Source organism: Bacillus sp. LQ16 (assembly GCF_057784645.1).
Map to the genome: position 1 here is coordinate 3,431,115 of NZ_CM173491.1, position 13,720 is coordinate 3,444,834.

Sequence of the window (13,720 nt, forward strand, 5' to 3'; positions counted from 1 at the left end):
ATTCTTACATCGTGATGAAAGAATAGTTCATCGACTTTATCTCATTTACTGATTAGATTTGTTTAATGTAAATATAACATCTCTCGGCACTTAATTTGTTATTATCATTATAGACATTTCCTACAATTGTTTTTCCATTAAAGTACAGACCTTATGCCATTCATTGAAAAAGACAACTCCCTTTTTACTACTTTACTTCCACCGTATAATTCCCTGTTCCACCACTATACTGATACACATGTAAATAATACTTCCCTGGATACGTGTAGTAACTACCTACTAGTTTATTCCCTTGTTGCTGAGCATACGTAACATAATTATTTAAATCTGCTTCAGAATAAAGTACCCAGTTCATTCCGATATTATTTTCATTCGTTACGTTAATTTGAAGGTTTTTAGCAGTCTCCACATTAATTTCAAAGAAATCACTTGTATCGCCATCTCCTAAACTAGCACGTAAGACTTGATTTAACTGCAGTTTGTTTGCTGTTTGGAATGAGTTATTCGGTTCTTTTTCTACACTGTTATCTTCTTTCTTTTGAACAGTTACAGTCGCTATAGCAGTATTAGTTGCTCCTTTATCGTCTGTTACCGTTAATTTCGTTGTATACGTTCCTTCTTTTGTATATACGTGAGTTGGATTTTGCTCATTACTTACTGCTCCATCACCAAACTCCCATTTATACGAAGTAATTTTCCCGTCTTCATCTTTTGATCCGTCGCTTTTAAATGAAATTGCTTCATTTACATTTCCACTATACGGACCGTTTATAACTGCAACTGGTGCTTTATTCTCTGCACCTTCTTCTGTATTAATACCGTGGAACACAACATCATATTCAAATTGTCCTGATGCATTCACGCGATAATTTACGAAGTATGCTGTTACTGTTTTATAGCCTGTCCATTCCTTTGCACTTAAACGTTTTAACGTATCATTAACGTTTTGTGTAATTGTTTTCCAATCTTCATATTCTCCTTTTGCTGCGGTTCCTGTATATGTTCCTTGTAGTGTGAATGTATTAAAGAACTGTGATTTATTTTTCTTTACTGATACATTTTTCAATTTTGCTTCCGCTGTGATTTCTGCCGCAATATCTGAAACTGGCTTTGATGCATGATTCGCTAAATAATCGTCTGATACTAATGGCACATTATATTTCTCACGATTATCAACTAGCATTTGCATATAGTCTTGATATTCTTTATTTAAATTCACATCTTTACTTAATGTAGAGCGATATGCATCATATGCTGTTACATCATTTTTCCTAATAAGATCATGTATTTTATCGAACATATCATATCTCTTATTGTACATATAAGATTGTAAAGCAAAGGAATAATTATAGAAATCCCACGTTCCATACTTTGCATTTAACGTTCGCTCTGCCGTATAACGCTCCGCTGGGTTTGAAGATAATCCTCCTATAATACTCTTTCTCGGTACAACATTATCCGTTCTCGTTGCCCCTGCAAAAAATTCAGCATTCCCTTCTTCAAACCAAGATAATCTTTCATTTTCATATATTTTCCCTTGTCCCCATAACCCTGGTACTTCATATCTACCTTGTAAATAATGCGTGAACTCGTGTCTGAATAATTCTTCTAAACTATAAATACTTTCTTCTGGCGTACGCTCATAAGTAAAGAACGTACCTGTTCCTTCTATATAAAGACCACCGTTATTCGTTTCATAACCGTACAATTGACGATTAAATTGATATTCTGCTGGGCTATTATAAATAACCATCGTTAGTACATCATCAGGATTTCCTTTTTCTAAAGGTTGATCACTTTCAACCGTACGATGGAATTGTGCCTTGACTTCTTTTGCCGCCCAATATAAACGTTTTACTTTTTCTTCTGTCACTTTATCTCCAGCTTTTAAAACAATTGCCCCATCATCAAACGTATACGTTTTTGGCAAATATTTTTTCTTTCCATCTTCTCTTATTTGATCTAAATTCACCACTTTACCATTTGCATCTTTTCCGCCATAATTCGTTGCGATTTGCTCAGCAGCTACGAAATATTGCTCCCCTAAATACGGATAAATTTTCATCGCATCTGTTACAACTTGTAACCCTTTCGTTCCTGTACTATGGAACGTACCGAGTCTACCTGTATAATAAATGCCATTATTAATAAGCCAACCGTTTTTTGCTGTAATCGTTCCTATTAATGCAAAACGACTTAATTCATTAATATAACTATCTATTTTCTGATACCATACTGTATCTTTCGGTGCTTTCCTCGTATCGTACAAATACGATTGAATGTCGTAGTCAACACCTTGCATAATATCGTAAATAGCATTTCCAGCTGAAAGATTATCTACTAATGTAGAAAAATTATCATTATATTGTTTAAAAATTTTTGCAGCTGATGTTATCGTTTCCACATCACTCGAAGCGTTTCCTATTAACTTTCCGTATGATGATACCACTCTATTTTGCTCTAATGTACCCAGCTTGAAATTTGAATTGTTAGCCATCGCTTTTAATGCAGGTAAGCATTTATCATGATAACTTCGTTCATTTAATTTACTAAGTTCCGAATTATAAAATCCTAAATAAAATCCTGAACGTAATACCTCTACTAATGTCTCAATCCCTTTTGAATCATCCTTCGTATAGGCTTGTCCTTGCTGCTTCAATTTATCAATAATCGCCTGCATTCTACTATCATTTTGATAGAATGCTAGACTGTCTGTATTAAACTGAAATAGCCCCGTAATCTGCTCCCAATCAATTGTTACAAGTAAATCTACTAACTGCTGATTGCTTAATTGATTTAATTCAGCAATTGTATAAGTTTTCGCTACAGCTAATTGCTTACTTTCCTTTTTTACCTCAGGCGGTCTTTGTGATAAATCGGCAAATTGTAGCCTTTTCTCAAAAGACTTGCTTTCGAGCACTTTCGATGAATGAGCTAATTCTTGTACTGGTAGTTGTACACCTACTGGCTCCATTTTGAGCACATTTCGATAAGAAACTTGCTCTCCCTTAGTATCTTCTGCCAAACTTACCCCTTGAAAACTCCCTAACATTAAACTAGCAAAACTTACCCCTACTAACATTTTTTTTGAATAGCCTTTCATACTCTCCCCTACCTTACATTTTTAGTGTCCCGCTCCATTATTTTACTATTTTCACTTTTTGTCCTGTATTGAGAAAAAATAAGGTAACGTTCACACATGTATCCATTCCATGTAAAATTAACGCTTGACTTTCCGTGCATTTTATATCAAAAAAAGATAGATAATAGCAAAATTCCTGCTACATCTATCCTCGTTTTCAACACTATGATTTTAACTTTATAAACGTAACTTCCGGTAATGTTTGCATATACTGAATAAACTCATTCTTTTCTTCTGACGATATATTTTTCAGTTGCATCCCTACCTTATAAACAGTTTCTGTACCTTGCTGTGAAGCTTCTACTTCATATGAAAGTATTGGAATACCTTTCACTTGTAGTGTTTCTAATATTTGTTGTACTGCTTCATGTTTATTTACAAACATTTGCACTGTTATATTTTGTGGAAATAAAAATTGCACTTTAAAAATACGACTTACAATTTCTAAACCAATTAAAACGAGAATCGTCGCTCCAATCCCTACTACATACATGCCAGCCCCAATTGCTAATCCAATTCCTGCTGTGGCCCATAAACCAGCCGCTGTCGTTAATCCTTTCACCGCCTGCTTTTGAATAATAATTGTGCCTGCACCTAAAAAGCCAACTCCACTAACGACTTGTGCTGCAATACGACTTGGGTCTAGAGACATATGCTCTTCAAACACAATATCTGAAAAGGCATATTTCGAAACAACCATTATTAACGCACTTCCTACCGCTACGAGGAAATGAGTCTTTAATCCAGCTTCTTTCGATCGAATTTCTCTTTCAATACCAATCATTGCTCCTAACAAGCCAGCAACACCGATTCGTATAATAAAATCAAAATCTACACTCACGGGCACTTCCCCCTTTCATTCATTATAGATAGATAAAACAAAAATTATCACAAACATCCATTTATCAACATGAAAGAATACCACTAAAATACACTTAATACTCCGACCGTTTTATGTTAATTTTAAATATTAACATAAAATAAATAACTCCTAATTTTAAACCTTCACTAATTTTCTAAAAAACCAAAGGTGGATTACATGAGATTAGGTTGAGAAACTTCAGAAAACGCTTTCATTTTGTGTCATAATTTTTTTATAAAAACTACATAAATAAAGGAGCTTACTAACAATGAACGTCTCGTTACTTACACCTACTACTGATTTACAAGAAGAATACTTAGATTTCTATAACGAATGGAAAGATAGCGGTGAAACAATGATCCCGTGGGTTATCACAAAAAATCCTGCCAACTTCCCAGCTATGGTTCAAGAACTTCTCGATGCGCATAACGGAATAAATATCCCTGAAACTTGGGTACCAGATTCTACATATTGGCTCGTTACAGATAATAATAGAATTGTCGGAGCTGTTAATATACGTCATCGTTTAACTGAACATCTATTTAACGCTGGCGGTCATATTGGTTATGGCATTCGCCCTTCTGAAAGAAGAAAAGGTTATGCTACGAAATTACTAGCATTATCATTAGAAAAAACGAAGGAATTAAACATCACGAAAGTACTTGTCGTTTGCGACGCAGTGAATACCGCTTCTGAAAAAACGATTTTACATAACGGCGGGCTTCGTGATGATGATTTCACTGAGGAAGATGGGATTGTAGTAAGAAGATATTGGATTGAGCTATGAATGATCATAAAGAAGCGAGAAAGTGATTATACACTTTCTCGCTTCTTTTACACTGTTTCTATTTCAAACTGCACTGTAATACCACTTGGATCTACCACCGCAAACCCATTTGTAGTTTCATTTATTTCATGTTGTTTTTCTATTAATCTTTCTTTCACTTCATCTAACGCTTCTTTATGCGGTAGTACAATCGCATATACCTTTAGTCCAGTTGCATGTACTGGTGGGTGTGGATTGTTTACTCCGTTCCACGTATTTGCACCAATATGGTGATGATATCCCCCTGCTGAAATAAATAAGCAATCCTCTTCACGCTGTTGTACTTCAAAACCTACTGTTTCCACATAAAATTCATGTGATTTCTCTACATCAGCTATTCGTAAATGTACGTGCCCAACGACAGTATTAGCAGGCAAACCAGCAAACTCATAATCAACGAGTGTTGCCAATTCTTTTAAATCAAGTGGTGTACTTCCTCCTGGCCCTTCTCCCCATTGATCGCGCGGACGGTCTGCATAAATTTCAATACCATTCCCCTCTAAATCTTGCAAATAAAAAGCTTCGCTATATGTATGATCACTTGCACTATTAAACCTTGAAATTGGTAAAATTTCATTTGAATATGTATAACGCCCTTCTTGCTCAGCCGGGCTGTCAATTACATTCTTATTACGAAGAACCCCAAATAGCGCAGAAGCAAAAGCTTCACGAGTCGGAACTAAAAAGGCTACATGATATATACCAGTCGTACGCGGTTCTTGCAGTACCCCGTCCTCTAACTTTTCAAGAACAAGTAACGCGTTCTTTCCACCTTTTCCAGATAAATATGCTTTATTTCCCTCTTGCTTAATTACCTCTAAGCCTACAACATTTTCATAAAAAGCAATTTGACGCTCTAAATCTTTCACTTTAAATTCAACATGACCAATACGTGTTTTCGGATGAATTTGTACCATGAATAACTTCCTCTCTAGTTTCCTTTAATTTTTTATATCAGTTGATAGGCGATAACTCCATTCAACGAATACACCTTAATTTTGTTTTTTCGTAGCATCAACTTTTAGCCATTTTTTCGATATATCACTTAATGTGCCATCTTTTTCTAATTCTTTCAACGCCTTATTTATATCTTCTAACTTTTCACTCTTTTTTGCAAATGGAAATGCAATCTCTCCCCATTCAAGTGGACCAAATCCTATTTTGACGTTGTCCAATTTCGCCTTTGTTATAGTTGTTTCTACTTGAACTTTATCATTATAATAGGCATCGACGCGTCCAAGTCCTACTTCATTCAATTCCGCTGTCGGATCCTCTGAGAACGTTTTAATTGTAAAAGCATTATTTTTATTTAATGCTTTTAATTCTTGCTCTCCAGCTGTACCAAGCCCGACACCTACAGTCTTACCTTTTAAATCTTCTAGCGATTTAATGGTATGATTATCTTTCTTCACCGCGAATACAGAACCAGAATACACGTACGGAATTGAAAAATCATATTTCTTTTTTCTTTCCGGAGAAACTGATAGTTCATTTGCAATTGTATCAATTCGTCCTGAATCTAATAAACCAAATAACCCCTCAAAATCAGAAACATTCCATTCTACTTTATACCCAGCCTTTTTAGCAGCCGCTTCAATAATTTCAGCATCAAAGCCTTTTACTTTCTCACCCTCTTTAAAAATAAATGGACTACGACCTGCAGATGTCCCAACTTTTACTACTTTTTCATTTGTTGTTTCGCTTGCTGTATTTGAACCACAAGCTGATAAAACTCCAACTGATACTGTTAATGCTAATGTTAGTAATAATGATGATTTCCTCACAATTCTTCCTCCTAAATAACGAAATGATTGCCTTCTTCTGAAGCATTCAATTGTCGTAAAAACTTTTTCGTACGTTCATTTTGTGGGTTTCGGAAAATTTCTTCTGGTGTTCCCTGCTCTACAATAATGCCATCAGCCATAAATATAACGCGATCCGCCACCTCTTTTGCAAAATTCATTTCATGTGTAACAACAACCATCGTTATGTGCTGTCTTGCCAAGTCTTTAATAACTTGCAATACCTCATTCACCAATTCTGGATCAAGTGCGGAAGTCGGTTCATCAAACAATAATACTGCGGGATTTAAAGCCATTGCCCTAGCAATCCCTATCCTTTGCTGTTGCCCTCCTGATAACATTGTTGGATAAAAATCTTCTTTATCAGCTAAGCCTACTTGTTTTAATATTTTTCTCGATATTCCCTTTGCCTCTTCTTCACTTTTTTTCTGTACAACCGTTAATGCCGTTGTAATATTTTGCAATGCTGTTTTATTTTTAAATAAATTATAATTTTGAAAAACCATTGCCGTTTTTTGACGCAATTGTATTATTTCTTTTTTATAAAGTCTCTTCGCATGAATCTCTAAATCTTCAATTCTAATACTGCCATCATTCGGTTGTTCTAATAAGTTTAAACACCTTAATAATGTCGATTTACCCGAACCAGAAGGTCCAATAATGACTACTACTTCTCCCTTATTTACAGTAAGTGAAATCCCTTTTAGTACTTCATTATGTTTGTAAGACTTATACAAATCTCTTATCTCAATCATATATATCACCTCATTTCTGTTACAAATATGGTGCATCAAGTTTCTTTTCTAACTTTTTCTGTCCCCAGCTAATTACGATTGTAATAATCCAATATACTATCGCTACCGCTAAATAACTTTCCATATAACGATATGATTGTGCCGCTAGCATTTTCGCTTGTGCTAAAATTTCAGCCACCCCAAGTGCAAAAGATAACGAAGATTCTTTTAACAATCCAACAAAATTATTTCCAAGTGACGGTACTGCGACACGAATAGCTTGCGGAAAAATAATTTGTCGCATCGCTTGCGCCTTTGTCATTCCAACTGATAAACAGGCATCCATTTGCCCTGATTCCACAGCATTTAATGAACCTCGAATAATCTCTGATAAATAAGCAGCATTATTTAAACTTAGGCCAATTAAAGTTGCTTGCATAGCTGTAAGCACTGTAAATGTCGGAAAGATTTGTGGTAATCCGAAATATAAAACAAACAATTGAACTAATAACGGGGTTCCTCTAAAGAAAGAGATATACACTCTTGCAATTGAATATAAATATTTCGTTTTATTTTTCGTTATGATCGCCAAGCCGATCCCTATAACGAAGGAAATAATCATTGAAACTACAGTAATCCCTAAAGTTATGTATACATATTTAAATAATTGCGGAAAACTTTCTAAAAAATACGTTACATCAAACTTCACTCTATCCCCCCTCTCTAAACAAAAAACTCTTCTTACGCATATAAGAAGAGTTAAATGTGAATCCATTTCTCCTCATCTTTCAAACGCCTATTGCGTTCGCTGGAGTTAGCACAGTACTTTGATACAGCCTGTTGCTGAGATTTCATCGGGCCAGTCCCTCCATCTCTCTTGATAAGAAAACCAATAAATTTTTCCATTTATTTAGTTGTTATTATGAAGAATACACCCCATTACTAATAATGTCAATAAGAAAACTATGAATTAAATTTAATGCTTTTTTTAGACTGTCTTACTCCTATTAAATTTCCTCCTGTTCATTATATCTTGAGGTGTAATATTGATTGCACAAAAAAGCCATTAATTCTATCAAACTTAGAAATAATGGCTTTTTTATAAAGGTATTATACTTATCTCATTTTATGTACTTCAGCAACTAGCTTTCCACCCTGAATGCCCATATAAAGCTTCACAGGTGCATCATTCGTATTTTCAAATACTAAATCTAAATATGGATATGCAATTGTAGCATCTCTTCCTTGTGGAACATAACCTACCGTTTTAGAATGTGTAGTTCTCTCCACCATTTTCAGGCCAGCTTGATCTGCTGCATTGTATAAAGTTGAAGATGTTTGACAAACACCACCGCCATATCCATCTACTAATTTACCATCAACTATTTCTTTCCCTAATTGATATCCTTTATCTGGTGTCGTATCACCGATTAATGAATTAAAAGAGAAACGGTCTCCTTTTGCTAACACAACTCCATTTATGCTCGCTGCTGACAAACGAATATTCTCAATACGGCCACCTGTTGAACCACCTAAGTTCGTTTCATATCTACCAATTACCGTACCATTTCCTTGCGCATCACTTAATGTTGCGACTGGTTTTTTCTCCACAATCGGCAACTGATACGTAGCATCCCACATACCAACGTTTAACAATTTATCTACTAATTCTTTTTCCATTAATTCATAAGAAGGTTTTCCTTCTTGCCAACTTCCATCAGGTGCTATACGTGAAGGAACCATTTTTTTGTCGACGCTTTTTCCAACCTCACCAACAACCTTTGTTACAGACTTTTTAAATTTCGCTTCATCTTCAAAATAGCCTAAACCAGATAAATCTAATTTTTTCACTTCAGTACCAGTTCGACCATCAACTAAACTAATAGTATCTTGCACTTCTGCTTTAGCCTCTACAGTGTGCCCACCAATATCACTTACCAATGCAACATCACTTACTTTTGCACCACAACCACTCACTACAGCTACACATAACACCCCAACTAATATACCCTTTACTTTACGGAACAATATACTCTCTCCCTTTCCCCAACATCACTATTATGTATTTATTTCATTTTTATGTATGTTTTGTTACAATCATTTTACAATATGTTTATAAAATGTTACAAGTTATTTTTCACTCTATATAAATTACTCTTTTCTTTTATAAATGTCTATACATATTTACATAAAAGTTTGAGTTTGATAGAATTGTAACTTTTATGTAAACTCTCTCTTTTATCCAGTATATACCATCAAGCAAAAGAAATACAAATCAAAAACCCTCAAGCTATTTTTTATAAAGTGAAACTTTAATCAGTGGGGTCTTACTGCCCGTTAATGCGGGATAAAGAAAAATCCCGTCAACATAAATAGGTATTTGCCGTGCCACCGCTCCGCTTTTGCACATACATTATGGTGAATTCAACCTATTTTAAAGAAATGGAGGATGTTATTATGTATCCCTACAATCCATATGATCCATATAATCAATATGCGTACCAACAACCACAGTATGACTTACAAGCACAATATCAATCTTATATAGATCAAGCAGAGCAAACGAATCCATATGACCAAAATAGACAATTCCAACTTCCAATCTCTTTTCCTGGCACTGGAAATCGTCAATTAGAAAGACGCGTAAATGAGCTTGAACAAAGAGTACGTCAACTAGAAAATACAGTTGAGCGCCATACACGTAGACTAAACCGCTTAAACCAACGTTTACGTACAGTAGAAAACAGACTAAACATTCCATTCGCAGCATTAGAAGACGGATTTTAATCGAGAAAATAAAAATTATATAAGGAAGGGGCTCCCCCTTCCTTATATAAATTGACGAAAGTTTTTTCCATCTCTATACTGATAAGAGTTAATGAAATGAAACAAGGTGATAAATATGGATTTTGAAATAAATTATCTTTCCTTTTATGTTGTACAAGTAGAAGGAAAAGGTGAAGCAGTTGATAAACGCTACAAACATTTTCAAACTTTAGACGCTGAAGAATATGAAGATAGCTCCTTAAAAGAATTTTTGAATGGTGAGTTATTAAAAATATCGAAGCGAAAAGTAGAACGTCATGCAAAAACAGAACAAGCCCCAACAAAAATTGGTCGCTTTATTGTAGAGGAAGGGCACGAACTTGATTCAAACCCTCATTACAACCTTTTTAATCGTATTCGCTTTGCAGAAACAAAGGACAACTTTAAAGATATGAGCGAACCTCTCGTTTATACATATCTTGACACAAGCGCTGTACGCGGTGGTGTATTTTTAATTGCTCAGGCAAAACTACGCAAATACTTTGATGATCCATTTGTATTCGTAATGAAATGCGACTTCGAACCAAAGGTTGCTTCTATTTCTGATGAATCAACACTGATTCGTAACGTTGAAATGGCCATCACAACAAAGAATATGAAATCTATCCAATACCCATACATGCCTGAAGAAGGTATGGTTGAAGTAGGCGAACTAAAAATACACCAAGCATCACATGCCCGCTACTTTGAAGACTTCTTAAAATTCGTCGAATATGAACGCTCTATGCCTGAAATTATGAAAACACAAGTAATGGACATGGTATACGACCAAATTGAAGATGTATTTGAAGAAGGTACGGAAGAACGCGAACAATTCGACCAAGCGATGGAAGTATGGGCTGCCAGTCCGAAACGCGAAATTATGGAACAATTTTCAACCGAAGAAGTAATGGAAGCAACTGCCCAAATCGTCGAGCATGCTCCTGAAGTGGAATTAAAACTAAAAGCAGATCATATCTCTGTGAAGGCTTTGCTTGCTGATTTCGGGGATCAAATACATATTGCAAAGGTAAATGATCGATACGTATTAATGATTGAGGCTGATACACTTACATTTGAGAAGGGCTTCTCTCCGATTGAGTTTCTGAAGCCAGATGAGCTGCAGGATGTGATTGAGCGGATTGAGAATAAGCAGCAGTATAGCTATAGTCCAGAAGGAATTGAATAGAACAACTGCAAAAGATCCTACCTCTATAAAAGAGGTAGGATCTTTCACATTAATCACGTATTTTCCTATTGCTATCATAAGACAACTTTCTAACGCTATATATTTGATTTAAGGAGGTAAATACATATGATCATTTACCATAGTCCTCATTCTTTAACTGAAATTAGCATGATTCCTATTGAAAAAATAAATCTATTGTATAATCCACACATTACAAAGTCTTATTCTAAAAAAATGAACAGTACTATTGAATATCTTGATATATTTGATTTACTCTTACCAGTCGAAAAGCATCCTCTAAAAGATGAATACATTTTAGTTGGAAAATACGATTGTTACAATTTCATAACTAATAATCCACATATAAAACAAATCCCCTGTATTATTGAAGATTTTACAGAAAAACCTTCACAATACCTCAAAATACTTCGTAGACTTCATAACAAAGGCGATTCTAATAAAACCAATAGACAATTTATTTTAAATAAACTTGAGGAAAATCATTTCCCTCTATTACAAATTTTAAAGCAGACAGGTTTTACTAAAAATGATTTACGGGATTACAATTATAAAGTAACCGTTCCAAAAAACTACATAAACAGCCATACCACTGAAAAAACTATGAATTGGATTAGTGATTTAAAGTTAAAAAGTAATACTAAACAATTTTTATATAAATGCGCAGGTCTTCCAATAGGAAATCATAAAAGGTTAACTGAAGAGAAGAAAAAATTCCTACAACATTTCTTTGCACATGCAAAAGGATTTGAAAAATTAACTACTCCTCAACAGATTAACATTCTGACTAACGCCCTAAATTTCAAAGCAATAATGACTGCTCAATTACAGCAACAAATTAATCGCTATTTAATACGATGAATTTTAATTTATGTAGCTAGAAATAGAGGAGAATATCATTTAACCTCTACATTCTCCTCCATCTCAGCCAAATACCTAATCTGTCGTTCCGCTTTTCTCACTGCCGTACGAAAATGTTTTTTCAGAAGTTCTACTGTATTTTCACTTATATAATATCTTTCCGTTATACTTTCCCACGTGTCACTACTTTCAAATGTACTCCATTCAAAAGGGCGTTCTGTATTTTTCTTTAGTTCTTTAAACACCCATTTTCGCATCTTTTTTTTCGCTTTTTCCGTTAGTTTCCCGTTCTTTACAAGTTCAAGTTCACCATGTCTTTTGTATCGCTTATTAATATCTCTCTCGCTATACACTTTAAGAAGTATATTTGCTGTATTTTCGGCATCTGCTAAAGCACGGTGCTGTTTCCCTTCCCACGTTAAAGCGAGCTGTTCTACCGCAAATTGTAAACTTGGCGTATGTTCAAACAATTCCTCATATGCTTGGAAAACAAATTTTTGCAAATCAATTCTACTTTCTTTTTCTATAATGGGGCATTCAACACCATGTAATGTACAATCATGAGATAGAAAGCGATAATCTTCTTTTCCCCATGAAACAAATATAGAATCTTCTCCGATAAACTGAATAAATTTCTCTATAATTTGAGGGAATTTTTCTACATCCATTAAATCTTTCTTCGTAATACCGGTTAATTTTGTTGTATGACGAGTTAATCGTGCACTTGGTTTTACTAACTCCGAAAATTCTTCAATTATCTTCATTGTACCTATTTCTATTTTTACAGCTCCGATATCAACTATTTCTGACGGATCTTCTGATTTATACGGTCTGAAATTCCTCTCAATGTCAAACACAATGAAATGTGTAGCGTTTTTCAATTTATTTACCTCTTTCTAAATTCCTTTTCACACAAACACTTTATTTTCAGTATTTATTTATTCATGTACTTTATACAAAAATACTACGAATAAATAAATGAAAATTCAGTCTTGTTATGATATGTAAGTAGGAGGATATCTATAAAAATGCAAAAAAAAAGAAGGGCGAGCCCTTCTTTTTTCAAAAATTACTTCTTGTTTACGTTAGTAGCTTGAGGTCCACGGTTACCTTGTTCTACTTCGAAAGTAACTTCTTGACCTTCTTCTAAAGTTTTGAAGCCTTCGCCTTGGATAGCTGAGAAATGAACGAATACGTCTTCTCCGCCTTCAACTTCGATGAAACCGAAACCTTTTTCTGAGTTAAACCATTTTACTTTACCGTTTTGCATGAAAAAAATCCTCCTACAATGTACCTATATGTACATATTCATTTTCAACCACCTTACAATAATAAGCCAGATATTAAAAAACTGCAACCCCTGAGGAGATTTAACATTGCTATCCTCCTCGGAAGTTACAGCTCATTTAAATCTCTATATTATTAAAAGTAAAATGGTTTAAACATACTATATCATATCAATATAATAAAAGTAAAGTTTT

At 34.5% G+C, this 13,720-nt stretch carries 13 protein-coding genes and 1 riboswitch; of the genes, 4 read left to right on the forward strand and 9 right to left on the reverse strand.

Annotated elements, in window-relative coordinates; all coding sequences use genetic code 11:
* Positions 1–187 precede the first annotated feature (187 nt).
* Together colA and AC3EMB_RS17195 are read right to left on the reverse strand one after the other, a co-directional pair.
* Positions 188–3,103 (reverse strand): collagenase ColA, encoded by a 2,916-nt coding sequence (gene colA, locus AC3EMB_RS17190; protein ID WP_488517181.1) that lies wholly within the window; start codon positions 3,101–3,103, stop codon positions 188–190.
* A 202-nt stretch (positions 3,104–3,305) separates the two neighbouring features.
* Positions 3,306–3,983 carry an MgtC/SapB family protein gene (locus AC3EMB_RS17195; RefSeq protein ID WP_016080727.1) on the reverse strand — a complete coding sequence of 226 codons (678 nt, stop codon included), beginning with the start codon at positions 3,981–3,983 and terminating at the stop codon, positions 3,306–3,308.
* A 289-nt stretch (positions 3,984–4,272) separates the two neighbouring features.
* Here AC3EMB_RS17195 and AC3EMB_RS17200 point away from each other — a divergent pair, with 289 nt between their 5' ends.
* Positions 4,273–4,791 carry a GNAT family N-acetyltransferase gene (locus AC3EMB_RS17200; protein WP_016080726.1) on the forward strand — a complete coding sequence of 173 codons (519 nt, stop codon included), beginning with the start codon at positions 4,273–4,275 and terminating at the stop codon, positions 4,789–4,791.
* Between the two features lie 47 nt (positions 4,792–4,838).
* Here AC3EMB_RS17200 and AC3EMB_RS17205 read toward each other — a convergent pair whose 3' ends face one another.
* From AC3EMB_RS17205 to AC3EMB_RS17225, 5 genes are all read right to left on the reverse strand, one after another.
* A complete protein-coding gene (locus tag AC3EMB_RS17205) occupies positions 4,839–5,747 on the reverse strand; it encodes a VOC family protein (RefSeq protein ID WP_016084530.1) in 909 nt (302 codons plus the stop codon).
* 75 nt (positions 5,748–5,822) lie between these two features.
* Positions 5,823–6,614, reverse strand: coding sequence for an amino acid ABC transporter substrate-binding protein (locus AC3EMB_RS17210; protein WP_098629538.1), 792 nt, complete (start codon positions 6,612–6,614; stop codon positions 5,823–5,825).
* A gap of 11 nt (positions 6,615–6,625) precedes the next feature.
* Entirely contained in the window at positions 6,626–7,387 is a 762-nt protein-coding gene (locus AC3EMB_RS17215) for an amino acid ABC transporter ATP-binding protein (protein ID WP_186313198.1), read from the reverse strand.
* A 19-nt stretch (positions 7,388–7,406) separates the two neighbouring features.
* Positions 7,407–8,075: an amino acid ABC transporter permease gene (locus AC3EMB_RS17220; RefSeq protein WP_000667177.1), complete on the reverse strand. Its 669-nt coding sequence runs from the start codon at positions 8,073–8,075 to the stop codon at positions 7,407–7,409.
* Positions 8,076–8,144: 69 nt separating this feature from the next.
* Positions 8,145–8,253, reverse strand: a riboswitch (SAM riboswitch).
* A gap of 229 nt (positions 8,254–8,482) precedes the next feature.
* Positions 8,483–9,394, reverse strand: a complete 912-nt coding sequence (locus AC3EMB_RS17225; protein WP_000488980.1) for a VanW family protein — start codon at positions 9,392–9,394, stop codon at positions 8,483–8,485.
* Between the two features lie 429 nt (positions 9,395–9,823).
* Between AC3EMB_RS17225 and AC3EMB_RS17230 the strand changes: the two genes are divergently transcribed.
* From AC3EMB_RS17230 to AC3EMB_RS17240, 3 genes are all read left to right on the forward strand, one after another.
* Positions 9,824–10,153, forward strand: coding sequence for a hypothetical protein (locus AC3EMB_RS17230; protein WP_000283711.1), 330 nt, complete (start codon positions 9,824–9,826; stop codon positions 10,151–10,153).
* 115 nt (positions 10,154–10,268) lie between these two features.
* A complete protein-coding gene (locus tag AC3EMB_RS17235; RefSeq protein WP_000345036.1) occupies positions 10,269–11,360 on the forward strand; it encodes a DUF3900 domain-containing protein in 1,092 nt (363 codons plus the stop codon).
* 126 nt (positions 11,361–11,486) lie between these two features.
* Positions 11,487–12,239, forward strand: a complete 753-nt coding sequence (locus tag AC3EMB_RS17240; protein ID WP_000587909.1) for a hypothetical protein — start codon at positions 11,487–11,489, stop codon at positions 12,237–12,239.
* Between the two features lie 35 nt (positions 12,240–12,274).
* On the opposite strand, the gene AC3EMB_RS17245 is transcribed toward AC3EMB_RS17240, so the two are convergent.
* Positions 12,275–13,120, reverse strand: a complete 846-nt coding sequence (locus tag AC3EMB_RS17245) for an exonuclease (RefSeq protein ID WP_053563856.1) — start codon at positions 13,118–13,120, stop codon at positions 12,275–12,277.
* Between the two features lie 188 nt (positions 13,121–13,308).
* A complete protein-coding gene (gene cspB, locus AC3EMB_RS17250; protein ID WP_001179150.1) occupies positions 13,309–13,509 on the reverse strand; it encodes a cold shock-like protein CspB in 201 nt (66 codons plus the stop codon).
* Positions 13,510–13,720: the final 211 nt, after the last annotated feature.